Raw genomic sequence first — 12,914 nt, 5'->3', positions numbered from 1 at the left:
ACTTTTGAAATTCATCAAATTTAATGACAGCAGAATCGATTCATTTCTATTTATGGAATTAACAGATTTAGCCAAAACGTTAGCGAAAAGTGATGATGTCGAGCTTGAATACGGTGTGCAGTCCTACTATGAACCTTTTGAAAAGAAAATTTTCATCAGCCATTTTTGGGATGATCGTAATCAAGAAGACATGACAGCAGGGCTAAAAAGTGATGTTTTCCTGCGTGCAGTAGGGACAGTCTATAGTGATCTCACTGTATTTGAGGACATGATCCGCTACGCCCACACATTATCCATTCCTAATGTATGTAAACAATTGTTTATGCTGTTTGAAGATATCCGGATTGAAGAGCAAATTAAACGCGACCGCCCAGGAACAAAAAAGGTGTTTAAACGGAGAAGAGAGCTTTACAGGCGTCACTTTAAGACGCAATTAACGATTAACCAAGAACGAACCATTTTAACGGATGCACTCTTTTGTGCAATGTATGTAAAGCTGACAGCTGATTCACCGCTGGAAGAGATTCCGCCCCTTCACGACCAGATTCATCCAATGATTCCGTTTATTGAGTCAAGTCTTGAACGTGTATATGAAGCAGGTTCAACATCTGACATCGCAACCATTGTAAAAGGATTGACAGAAGGCTTTGATGAGCTTCTTGAAAAAGATATGCTGAATACGTACTTTTTCTTTCCAGAATTGGACTATGAAAAAGCGGCAAAAGAACCGCTGTTCCATGACTTAAAAAGAAAACCTAAATTAAGTGAGGACATCAAAGTCGACCGGGAAAAACAGGGGGATGAAGACATCCACCAAGAATATATGGAAGTATGGCATAGGGAAACTGAAGCGCCATCAAAAAGCTTCCTTCAATTTGATTTAGAACACGGCGGGAAAAGTGATCTCGGCAAGGATGCAGCAAGAGAAGGTGACGATGGAGACCAGGCGCTTGGAACTGTTCAAGGCTCTGCAAAACAAACACATCGAAAAGATTATTCAAAGCTCGAAGCATTAGAAGAGGCTGAAGGCGAAGAAAGCGGAGCAGGTGCTCATGAGAATGGAAAAGAGAACAAATATGCGTTTCCAATTATGATATCACCAGACCCGCCTGAGCCAGAGCAAATAGATGTGTACAAGCAGCATGCAAAGGCGATTGAGCCTTACCAGAAACGCTTAAAGCAGATGATTCAAAAAACACTTGAACATAAAAAATCATGGCCGAAAACGGATCTTCATGCAGGCCGTCTGAGTAAAAAGCTCATTCGCTATTTTACAGAGTCTAACCCGCGTCTTTTCTATAAAAAGCAGGCACCGTCTTCTCAAATTGATGCTGTTTTCACCTTATTAGTTGACTGTTCTGCAAGCATGTTTGACAAGATGGATGAGACGAAAAAGGGAATTGTTCTATTTCATGAAGCCTTAAAATCCGTTCAAGTACCACATCAAATTGTTGGGTTTTGGGAAGATACAAACGATGCAACAGAAACAAGCCAGCCGAACTATTTCAACACAGTCGTGTCGTTCAAAGATTCTTTATTTGATGCAGGACCTTCCATTATGTCACTTGAGCCAGAAGAGGATAACCGGGACGGCTATGCGATTCGTCAAATGACGAAAATGATTTTAAAACGAAGAGAAGAGCAAAAGTTTCTCATTGTATTCTCAGACGGAGAGCCAGCTGCGTTCAGCTACGAACAAAATGGGATCGTGGATACACATGAAGCAGTTCTTGAAGCGAGGAAAAAGGGAATTGAAGTGATCAACGTGTTTTTATCCAATTCGCCGATTGAAGAAGCACAGATGAAAACCATCCAAGATATGTATGGCAAGTTCAGCATTTTTGTACCAGATGTCGATACATTGCCAGATGTCTTATATCCATTATTGAAGAAACTGCTGCATAAAAGCATTGGGGCATAAGGTTTTGCCCCTTTCTTCAAAATATTTTTCGGAATGATTTAAATTTTTTGTTTTTCTGTGAATTTTTTATCTTTAATTGAACAAAGAATGTAGAAAGTAATCCGAAACAGTGGTAGAATATTATTGGAAGCGTTTTATTACATAAATTTGGTCATTGTGTTCTGGAAGTTATATCGAGATAGTGTTCAATCACTTGATGATCAAAGTTGGGGGTAGTGTTCAAAATGTTTCAAAATGATGTGAAACAACCGTTGAGTTGGGAAGAATTTCATGGTCCGAACCTCGGCTATGTGCTCGAGCTCTACGATCAGTATGTCCAAGATCCTAATAGTGTTGACGAAGATCTAAGAGGCATATTTGATGAACTTGGTGCACCACCGAGTGAAATGAAGGAGGAAATTGGGAAAAAAGAAAATAATGTAGTTACTTCTGAACAAATCCAAAAGATAGCATCAGTCGTTAAACTGGCAGAAGACATCAGAACGTATGGCCATTTAAATGCTTCCGTCAATCCTCTTCGCAAAGAAAAGGAATTACAAGAGCTGTTTCCTTTAAAGGAGTACGGTTTAACAGAAGAAGATGTCAAGAATATTCCGATATCGATTATTAGTGCAGACGCACCAAAACACATTTCAAACGGCATAGAAGCCATTAACCATTTGAGAAATACGTATAAGCGCACCATTTCATTTGAGTTTGATCATGTGCATGACTTCGAAGAACGAAACTGGCTCTCAAGCTCTATCGAGTCTGGTGAACTATTTAAGAAAAAACCAGCGGATAAACTAGTTTCTGTATTCAAAAGATTAACAGAAGTCGAGTACTTTGAGCAGTTCCTGCATAAAACATTTGTTGGGCAAAAGCGCTTTTCTATCGAAGGATTAGATGCACTTGTCCCAGTACTTGATGAAATTATATCAGAGTCTGTTACACAAGGGACTTCAAATATTAACATTGGAATGGCACACAGAGGCCGTTTAAATGTATTAGCACATGTTTTAGGAAAACCATATGAGATCATTTTCTCAGAATTCCAGCATGCGCCAAATAAAGAGCTTGTTCCATCAGAAGGCTCTATTGGCATTAGCTACGGATGGACAGGGGATGTCAAGTACCATCTTGGAGCTGATCGTCAAATTAAAGACGAAGATACAAAGAGTGCGAGAGTCACGCTTGCTAATAACCCAAGTCACTTGGAGTTTATTGACCCAATTATTGAAGGAAGCACACGTGCCGCTCAGGAATTACGTACTCAAAAAGGCTATCCAGTACAAGACGTTGAAAAAGCGTTAGCCATCTTAATTCATGGTGATGCGGCATTTCCTGGAGAAGGAATTGTGGCAGAAACATTAAATTTAAGTCAACTTGTAGGCTATCAAGTTGGTGGAACCATCCATATCATTGCAAACAACATGATCGGGTTCACAACGGAAAGCAATGAATCTCGTTCGACGAAATATGCAAGTGACCTTGCAAAAGGTTTTGAGATTCCAATTGTGCACGTCAATGCAGATGATCCGGAAGCATGTTTAGCGGCTGTTCAGCTAGCTGTAGAATACCGCAAACGCTTCAAGAAGGATTTCTTAATTGACTTGATCGGTTACCGCAGATATGGTCATAACGAAATGGATGAGCCTTCTACAACTCAGCCAATGCTATATGATGCAGTCAGAAAGCATAAAACGGTCAAGAATATCTTTGCAGATAAACTTGTCACAGAAGGTCTTCTGACAAAAGAACAACGAGAAGAAATCGAGCAGGCTGTGACGACGAAGATAGAAGAAGCCTATAAAAAAGTGCCTTCAAAGAAAGAACATACGATTCAAGAAATCGAACTGCCAGAGCCTGTATCTAATGGCTTCCCAGCAGTGGATACATCAGTAGAATTTGATGTATTAAGAAAGCTGAACGAAGAATTAATTAGCTGGCCGAAAGATTTCCAAGTATTCGGTAAGCTAAAGCGGATCCTTGAAAAACGTGCAAAGGTGTTTACAGATGACCGTAAAGTGGAATGGTCACTTGGTGAAGCACTCGCATTTGCATCTATATTAAAAGACGGTACGCCAATTCGAATGACCGGACAGGATTCAGAGCGAGGCACATTTGCTCAAAGAAACCTTGTTCTTCACGACAGTCAAACGGGAAATGAATTTATTGCTCTTCATGAACTGAGTGATGTGAATGCATCATTTACAGTCCATAACAGTCCACTGTCGGAAGGCTCTGTCATCGGATTTGAATATGGTTATAATGTCTATTCTCCTGAAACATTAGTGATTTGGGAAGCTCAATTTGGAGACTTCGCAAATGCGGCTCAAGTGTATTTCGATCAATTTATTTCAGCAGGCCGCGCAAAATGGGGACAAAAATCAGGTCTAGTCATGCTCTTGCCGCACGGATATGAAGGACAAGGTCCTGAACATTCAAGTGGAAGAACAGAGCGCTTCCTGCAATCAGCTGCTGAGAATAACTGGACAGTTGCGAACCTGACAAGTGCAGCGCAATACTTCCACATTCTTAGAAGACAGGCAAAAATGCTGCTTCGTGAAGAGATTCGTCCGCTTGTCATCATGACACCGAAGAGTCTGCTTCGTAATCCGAACACATTGTCTGAAGTCCAAGAATTAACGGATGGACAGTTCCGTCCAGTTCTTGAACAGCCAGGTATTGTGCATGATCATGAAAAAGTTTCACGACTCGTTCTATCTAGCGGGAAGGTATCGATCGATATTAGTGATCGTTTTACTCAAATGGAAGAGCCAAAAGATTGGCTTCATATTGCAAGAGTGGAACAACTATATCCATTCCCGGCCAAAGATATTAAAGCAATTTTAACGAAACTGACAAACTTAGAAGAAATCGTATGGGTGCAAGAAGAACCACAAAATATGGGGGCTTGGGGATACATTGAGCCATATTTACGTGAAATAGCGCCTGAAAAAGTAAAAGTACGTTACATCGGCCGAAGAAGACGTTCAAGTACGGCTGAGGGTGATCCAACTGTGCATAAAAAAGAACAAGAACGAATTGTATCTGATAGCTTGACTCGCAAAAACTAAGGGGGAAATGAAAAATGGCGGAAATTAAAGTACCTGAATTAGCGGAATCGATCTCGGAAGGAACGATTGCTCAATGGCTAAAGCAGCCGGGCGATTATGTTGAGCAGGGAGAATACCTGTTAGAACTTGAAACAGATAAAGTCAATGTCGAACTGACAGCCGAAGAATCTGGCGTACTCAAAGAAGTACTGAAAGATTCTGGTGACACTGTACAAGTTGGAGAAGTCATCGGAACCATTGCAGCAGGTGAAGCTGGCGGAAGCGAGTCCGCAGCTCCAGCACCTGAGCAAGATTCTGCACCAGCTTCGAAAGAAGAACCGGCAGCTGAACAAAAAGAAGCAGCAGCAAAAGAAGAGCCGAAATCTGGTAATGGCAGAACCATCGCTTCTCCTGCAGCTAGAAAATTAGCAAGAGAGAAGGGGCTAGACTTATCTGAGATTCCAACCGTAGATCCGCTGGGCAGGGTACGAAAGCAGGATGTAGCTTCTTATCAAAAGAATGAAGCACCTGCAAGAGCACCAAAAGCCGCGCCACAAGCAAATGCTGCGGTGCAGAATGATCAAGCAGGAAAACCAGTTGAGCGTGAAAGAATGTCACGCCGCAGACAAACGATTGCAAAACGCTTAGTTGAAGTTCAACAAACGGCTGCAATGCTGACAACATTTAATGAAGTTGATATGACAGCTGTGATGGATTTAAGAAAGCGTCGTAAAGATGCCTTCCTTGAACAAAATGATGTGAAACTTGGCTTCATGTCCTTCTTCACAAAAGCAGTTGTAGCAGCACTGAAGAAATATCCGCTTCTTAATGCAGAAATTCAAGGTGATGAACTTGTCTTGAAGAAATTCTACGACATCGGCATCGCTGTCGCTGCAAATGAAGGACTTGTCGTACCGGTTGTCCGTGATGCAGACAGATTGTCATTTGCCGGGATTGAAAAAGAAATTGGTCATCTTGCGAAAAAAGCAAGAGACAACAAATTGTCTCTTAGTGAGTTACAAGGTGGATCATTCACGATCACAAACGGCGGAACATTTGGTTCTCTGCTTTCGACACCAATTTTAAACAGCCCTCAAGTTGGGATTTTAGGAATGCACAAAATTCAGCTTCGTCCTGTTGCGATTGATGAAGAACGTTTTGAAAACCGTCCAATGATGTATTTGGCTCTTTCTTACGATCACCGTATTGTCGATGGAAAAGAAGCAGTTGGATTCCTCGTCACGATTAAAAACTTGCTTGAAGATCCTGAGCAGCTATTGCTTGAAGGATAATGATCGACATGAAAAGCTGGCACCCGTTAAGGTGCTAGCTTTTTTTCTTTTTGATTTCCTGATTTCCTCGTTTTGACCAATATGTCGCAAGCCAGGATCCAGCTAAATTATGCCACACACTAAAAATCGCACTTGGTACGGCTGCGAGGGGCGAGAAATGTGCTGTTGCAAGAGCTGCGCCCAGGCCAGAGTTTTGCATGCCTACTTCTATCGAGATGGCTCTTCGAGAAGGAATATCCATTTTGCACCATCTTGCAATGAGGTAACCAAATAAAAGACCGAGACCATTATGTAAAACGACAACTGCAAAAATAAGCAAGCCAGATTGAAGAATCTGCTCTTTATTTGCACTGACAACTGCTGCAATGATCACCACAATTCCGGCAACAGATACAAGCGGGAGTGCTTGAACCGCATATGTCACTTGTTTTTTAAAAAACAACTGAACGATGACGCCCAAAATAATTGGAATCAGCACAACTTGTACAATCGACAAAAATAGAGCACCCGGCGATACTGGTAACCAAGATCTTGCAAAGATTAAAATAAAGACAGGGGTCAAAAAGGGAGCAAGGAGCGTCGATATGGTGGTGACGGCTACAGATAATGCCGTATTTCCTTTCGCCAAAAAGGTCATGACATTGGATGCTGTACCACCTGGACAGCAGCCTACGAGAATAACGCCTACAGCGATTTCAGAAGGCAGCCGTAATCCATAAGCTAACAAAAAGGCAATAAGCGGCATAAGTGTGTACTGCGTCAGAACCCCGATCAGCACATAGAGAGGTTTTCGAAACAGCTCTTTAAAATCTTCAGCAGACAGGGTAAGCCCCATCCCAAACATAATGATACCGAGTAAAAAAGGAATATAAGGTCCAATCTTAGAAAATTCGGCAGGAAAGGCAAACCCAAGACACGCAAATACAATGACCCAAATCGCAAAGGTTCTTCCTGCAAAGTGACTAATAGTTAATAAAATCTTCATTCATTGCTTCAGCTCTCTTTCCTCACATATCTTTCTTATTTTAAATGAATTTTCTGAAAAAACAACCCATTCTTTAGATGGGTTTCAATAATAAAATTATGTAAACTGAAAATACTCCACATAGGCTTGTGCCTACATAGAGTAAAATCTCAAAATGGTGTCCATTTGACTTGTTGCGCTTGTTTAAGTCTTGCTTCTGGCTCACGCCAGTCAACTACATTCCACCACCTGTCTACGTATTGCGCCTTTTCATTCCGATATTGAAGGTAGTAGGCATGCTCCCATACATCAAGGGTCAGAAGAGGGATGACATCCCATTGCGATAAAAGCTGATGACGTTCTGCCTGTAAAATTTCTAAACGCTGTGTTCGGGGCACCCATACGAGAATAGCCCAGCCAACACCTTCTACTTGTTTAGCAGCTGCTGAAAATTGGGATTTGAATGCGTCATAGCTGTCAAACGAATGCTCAATGAGGCGGAGCATTTGACCAGTAGGCTTTCTTTTTCCTGAAGGACTCATGGAAAACCAAAAAATACAATGTAAATAATGTCCCGCCCCATGAAAGGCAAGCTCACGTTCCCAGTGCTTGATCATCGTAAAATCATTTGTTCTTCTTGCTTTTTTTAACGCAAGCTCAGCTTTGTTCAGGCCATCGACATATGATTGGTGATGCTTCTGGTGGTGCAAATACATAATCTCTTTTGAAATATAGGGTTCTAGTGCTTCATACCGATAAGGGAGAGGTGGTAATTGGTGACCTCCAGCTGCTACATCTCGCAGTGCTTCGGGCTGGTTCATGTCAACTGCAATACTTTCAGCAAGTTCATACCACTCTTGTTCACTTGAGCGCTCATCATTCATTTTTAACAATAAATTTTCTGTTTTCTGACGGATTTTTTCATCTTGAACCACGTTTTGAAAAGAGCTAAGCCACTCTTTGAGCTGCATTCGATATTCTTCCTTATTCATTGATACGCCCCATTTCTTCTAAAAATGTCGAACAAGCTATCATTGGAAATACAAAAGGATAGCTATGATAGGTGATATAAAACTGCTTTGGAAGGCCAATGCCCACTGGATAGTACAAGGCTTCATTGGAATGCTGATGATTCACCAAAAATGAAATGGCTTTTAAAATCGATTTGTCATCTGGCTTCTCATATTGCAAAAGAGCCTCTGCGGCCCAAGCAGTTTGAACCACTGTGCCAAATGGGAGCGGGACAAACGTTTTTACCTCTGCACTTTTGCACGATTCTCCGAAGCTGCCATCTTCTAGTTGAATCTGTTTTAAGAAACGGCACGCTTTTTGAACGGCAGGGTGTGAGTAGGGGATGCCCGCAGCTTTAAGTCCTGTTAACGCTGCCCAGGTTCCATAAATATAGCAAACGCCCCACCTGCCAAACCATGATCCGTTTTTCTCTTGATGTTCAAAGAGCCATTTTACACATTGATCTTTCTGTCTAAGAATTGATGGAGAAATGTTTTTCTCCTCGAGACCAATAAGATGAAGCACGCGGCCTGTAATATCGGGAGTAGATGGATCAATGGCCGCATCCTCCGCAGATTCGAGCGGGAGATGACGAAGCAAGAAGTGATCTTGATTTTTTTCGAAAGCAGAAAAGCCGCCATCACGGTTTTGCATGGAAAGGAGCCAATCAAAACCTCGTCTCCATTGAACAGGTGCGCATGCTTTAGGAATGGCTTTTAACACAATTTGGGTGTCATCACAATCAGGGTTATTCGTATTGATATCTGAGAAACCAAAGCCCCCCGGAGCGGCATGGCGGTTATGAAACGCCCAATCTGCTTTCTTCATTTGCTGCCGATTCAGCAAGTATGTAAAAGACTTTGTGATAAGGGGCTCTTCTCGTTTTCTGCCTGCTTTTTGAGAAGCAAAACTGACAAGCGCAGTATCCCAAACTGTGGATGTAGAATTCTCAGCATACAGCTCGCCTTCACAGGAGCTGACAAGCTTTTTCATGCCTTTCACCGCTTTTTGGATAAGATGATATCCCGGAGAGTACCCAAGGCTCATGAGCGCATAGACCATAAAGATGGTCGCACTTAAGTAGCTGTACAGCGTGCCATCCTTTTCAAGACGGTCAAACATATATCGTTTAGCCGCTTCATACCCGAAAAAGTCCAACCGGCTGTCTAAGGCTACATATGATCGCATATACGTCAAAAAGTGGTGAGTTGAACGTTCTTCTCTTGCCATAAACCAGTCAAATGGATTTTTAGACATGCTCTCATCAAGGTGTGCTAAGGATGGAAACTTTGCATGAGAGGTATACCGCTTATTCAGTGCAATCATCATCGGCACAAAATGAATTCTTGCATATGCACTAAGATGGTAGAAGTGCAGCGGAAAGTATGTAGGGATGAGTAAAAAAGAAAGTGGTGCATAGAAGTAGGGCCAAGGGTGCATTCCGTTTACGGCGAGCATCCACTTTGTCATAAAATGAACGTTCTTTAAACCACCTTTTGATCGAATATATTGTGCTGCTTTTTCCATATGAGGCTCATCTTGTTGAAACCTGCCTGAAACGAGCATTCCGCAATAGCCTTGCACTGTGGCTGTTAAATGTCCCGTTTGATCATGATAGAGAGAAAAGGAACCATCCTCATTTTGCTTCGCGCGTATCGCTTCTGCCAATTGACGAATGAATGCCTGATCTGGATCGCCGACAGCCTTTAACAGCATAATTAAAAAAGCATTTGTCATCATGGAGCCTTCAAAGCAGAAAACAAAAGCGCCATCTTCTCGTTGTCTGCGTTCTACTTGTTTGTGCAGTTCCTCAATATACTCGTTTACTCTCGTTTTGAAACCTTGCATATTCGGCTATGCTCCTTTCCTTTACTACTATATTCAGGAGCCTGCCTGTCACATGCAATCACAAAAAAGCCGATGACATTGCCATCGGCTTTGCTGCTTGTCTATTAATCTTGGAGGTTAATCCATACACTTTTCACTTCAGTGTAATTATTCAACGCATACGAACCCATTTCTCTGCCTAAACCTGACTGCTTATATCCTCCAAACGGGGAGGCGGCATCAAAGACATTATAGCAGTTGACCCAAATTGTTCCTGCTTCAAGACGTGCAGCAATATCATGGGCATGCTTTAAGTTTTCTGTCCAAAGTCCTGCGGCTAATCCATAGTCAGATTGATTGGCCCGTTCGACCACTTCATCAATGGAATCATAAGGAATTGCGGATAAAACAGGTCCGAAAATTTCTTCCTTAGCGATGGTCATGTCATCTTCTACATCCTTAAAAACAGTAGGAGAGACGAAGTAGCCTGCTTCATAAGGGCAATCACCACCGACAACGGCTGTTGCACCTTCTGATTTACCTTTTTCGATATAGCCTAATACGCGTTCGTGCTGCTCTTTACTCACAAGAGGTCCGATTTGCGTATCTTGATGGAGACCGGCGCCTTGCTTAAGTGATGTCGCATATTTGGCCATTTGATCGACCACTTCATCGTATTGGCTCCGGTGAACAAAGACCCGTGAACCTGCACAGCATACCTGGCCTTGGTTAAACATGACGCCGTTTAAAGCACCTGGAATGGCTTTCTTTAAATCTGCATCTGGTAAAATAATGTTTGGCGATTTTCCGCCAAGTTCTAATGTGACGCGCTTAATGGATTTAGCGGCTTTCTCCATGATTAATTTCCCAACACTTGTTGATCCTGTGAAGGCTAGCTTGTTGACATCAGGGTGATCGGTAAGTGCATTCCCGGCTGTTTCACCGAATCCAGGAACGATGTTAATTACGCCTTCTGGGAAACCGGCTTTATCCACTAATTCAGCTAAATAAAGAGCAGAAAGTGGTGTTTGTTCTGCTGGTTTTAAAACGATAGTGCAGCCTGTTGCGAGGGCAGCACCCATTTTCCACATGGCCATCAGCAGCGGGAAGTTCCAAGGAATGATTTGTCCCACAACACCAACAGGCTCATGGCGGGTATAATTAAAATAACCCTGACTGACAGGAATGGTTTGTCCAGTCATTTTTGTGGTCCAGCCTGCGTAATAGCGCATGTGCTCAATGGCGAGAGGGACATCCGCATTTGTTGTTTCATTAATTGGCTTTCCGTTATCAAGTGTTTCAAGCTGAGCAAGCTCTTCTTGATTTTCTTCCATTAAATCTGCAAGCTTAAACATAAGCCGAGCGCGTTCAGCGGCAGACATTGAGCGCCAAGGACCATGAAAGGCTTTTTTAGCAGCTTTCACTGCCTCATCAATATCAATCGCACCTGCTTCATATACATCAATAAGGGTTTCGCCTGTGGCTGGGTTAGGAGTAGAAAAGGTTTTATGATCGTGACTTGTGACAAACTGGCCGTTGATGTAGAGTTTTTTTGTCCCTTGGAGAAAAGATTCGAGTTTTAAACTAATTTGAAGTGTTGTAGAGCTCATAAATAAACAAACCTCCTTAAAGATATGGGTTGTTCTGCGAGTTCTAGGTGGAAAAAGCGGACATGAAGCAACTGAACATGTATACGCACACATATGTAAACGTATACATTCATCATATTACACGACATGTTTGAATGCAATCCATAACACTCATTGCATTTCACGAAAAATTGGCTACAATAAATGTATAGATGAAAAAAGGAGTTTTTAATCATGATCCATCAAAACTGGCAAACGGCTCAAACGTTAAAACAAGTAAAATGTGTACATACGAATGCGAAAAAATATATGGTCGACCGGGCATTAACGGTTGGAAGCACATATGAAGTGAAAAATGAAACAGAGGAATTCCTCTTTGTTGTTGATAATACGGGTAAAGTAGGCGGGTATTACAAGGAGTATTTCGAAGATATTTCTGCTGAATGATTTTGAGGATCATCACTCATACTAAGAAAAACAGTAAAGGGTGATGATGATGAAAAAGCAGCAAACAGACGAGCAGAAAAACCAACATGCTTGGCACGATAACGAGGATGCTAATATGGCGATTACGCTTGAACAGATTTCTGATGTGTATGCCGAGGGAACCATTGATACACCAAAAGATGAATAGCCATCTAAAACAGTGATTTTGAACAATCACTGTTTTTTTATGGGATGATGAAGCATTTTTTTCTAGAAAAGAACTGAAACTTTTTTCCTGCTTTAACAGTCTAAATAAGTAGAGGAAAGAGCATCGGATCAAAAAGAAAAAGTTAAATGAAATTTAATCTATTCGTAATGGAATAACGACCATTTATAGCGTATTCTATAAATGAGAATAAAACGTACCCACAGAGCCGTGTGGCCGTTTTGTCATAAAGGAATTTGATGCAGGAAGAGGGGGTTTACGTGGGTATTTTTTCTGTCAGTAAACAAAATGATCATAAAAAATTCGAATCCTTATTGATTGAAGGGGAAAGAATTGAGGCTGTTTACAGACTGCGTCACGACCAAATTTGTTTCACCAATAAACGACTGATCTTTGGCGATAACCGCGTATTTTCTAAGAAGAAAGTCAGGGTCTCCTTGCCGTATCGATCAATTGAAAGTTTTGCCATTCAAGAAGCTGGCGTGTTTGATCAGGACACAGGTATGCTGCTCGTCACAAGCTCAAAAGTATTTGAACTCGATTTTTCTAAAGACACAGATTTGAGTGATGTGCAAGCCATTTTAACAAAACATCTTTGCTGATCAACGTTGCGATTACAT

10 protein-coding genes are annotated in these 12,914 nt (G+C 41.7%); 6 read left to right on the top strand and 4 right to left on the bottom strand.

What is annotated here, in order from left to right:
- The first annotated feature begins 4 nt into the window (after positions 1-4).
- The 3 genes from ACYH0L_RS09465 to odhB all read left to right on the top strand — a co-directional run bounded on the left by ACYH0L_RS09465 (position 5) and on the right by odhB (position 6,251).
- On the top strand, positions 5-1,921 hold the full coding sequence (locus ACYH0L_RS09465) for a vWA domain-containing protein (RefSeq protein ID WP_482353989.1): 1,917 nt from the start codon (positions 5-7) through the stop codon (positions 1,919-1,921).
- Positions 1,922-2,145: 224 nt separating this feature from the next.
- Entirely contained in the window at positions 2,146-4,980 is a 2,835-nt protein-coding gene (gene sucA / locus ACYH0L_RS09460) for a 2-oxoglutarate dehydrogenase E1 component (protein ID WP_099727895.1), read from the top strand.
- Between the two features lie 14 nt (positions 4,981-4,994).
- Positions 4,995-6,251, top strand: coding sequence for a 2-oxoglutarate dehydrogenase complex dihydrolipoyllysine-residue succinyltransferase (gene odhB, locus ACYH0L_RS09455; RefSeq protein WP_256498696.1), 1,257 nt, complete (start codon positions 4,995-4,997; stop codon positions 6,249-6,251).
- 34 nt (positions 6,252-6,285) lie between these two features.
- Here the strand turns inward: odhB and ACYH0L_RS09450 are convergent, their stop codons facing one another.
- From ACYH0L_RS09450 to ACYH0L_RS09435, 4 genes are all read right to left on the bottom strand, one after another.
- Entirely contained in the window at positions 6,286-7,236 is a 951-nt protein-coding gene (locus ACYH0L_RS09450; RefSeq protein ID WP_099727893.1) for a bile acid:sodium symporter family protein, read from the bottom strand.
- A 149-nt stretch (positions 7,237-7,385) separates the two neighbouring features.
- A complete protein-coding gene (locus tag ACYH0L_RS09445; protein WP_099727892.1) occupies positions 7,386-8,207 on the bottom strand; it encodes a superoxide dismutase in 822 nt (273 codons plus the stop codon).
- Positions 8,200-10,074: a terpene cyclase/mutase family protein gene (locus ACYH0L_RS09440; protein ID WP_482353988.1), complete on the bottom strand. Its 1,875-nt coding sequence runs from the start codon at positions 10,072-10,074 to the stop codon at positions 8,200-8,202. The genes ACYH0L_RS09445 and ACYH0L_RS09440 overlap by 8 nt, the downstream gene beginning before the upstream one ends.
- A gap of 104 nt (positions 10,075-10,178) precedes the next feature.
- Positions 10,179-11,663: an aldehyde dehydrogenase family protein gene (locus ACYH0L_RS09435; protein WP_482353987.1), complete on the bottom strand. Its 1,485-nt coding sequence runs from the start codon at positions 11,661-11,663 to the stop codon at positions 10,179-10,181.
- A gap of 213 nt (positions 11,664-11,876) precedes the next feature.
- On the opposite strand from ACYH0L_RS09435, the gene ACYH0L_RS09430 reads away from it, so the two are divergent.
- The 3 genes from ACYH0L_RS09430 to ACYH0L_RS09420 all read left to right on the top strand — a co-directional run bounded on the left by ACYH0L_RS09430 (position 11,877) and on the right by ACYH0L_RS09420 (position 12,896).
- Positions 11,877-12,089, top strand: a complete 213-nt coding sequence (locus ACYH0L_RS09430) for a DUF6501 family protein (RefSeq protein ID WP_024422683.1) — start codon at positions 11,877-11,879, stop codon at positions 12,087-12,089.
- A gap of 49 nt (positions 12,090-12,138) precedes the next feature.
- Complete coding sequence (locus ACYH0L_RS09425) at positions 12,139-12,276, top strand: DUF4025 domain-containing protein (protein ID WP_099727889.1); 138 nt, start codon at positions 12,139-12,141, stop codon at positions 12,274-12,276.
- A gap of 278 nt (positions 12,277-12,554) precedes the next feature.
- A complete protein-coding gene (locus ACYH0L_RS09420; protein ID WP_008346505.1) occupies positions 12,555-12,896 on the top strand; it encodes a PH domain-containing protein in 342 nt (113 codons plus the stop codon).
- Positions 12,897-12,914 lie beyond the last annotated feature (18 nt).

The organism is Bacillus sp. MC1252 (assembly GCF_056838025.1).
The sequence above is the reverse complement of the archived record's forward strand: the minus strand, read 5'-3'. Positions and strand labels throughout refer to the sequence as shown.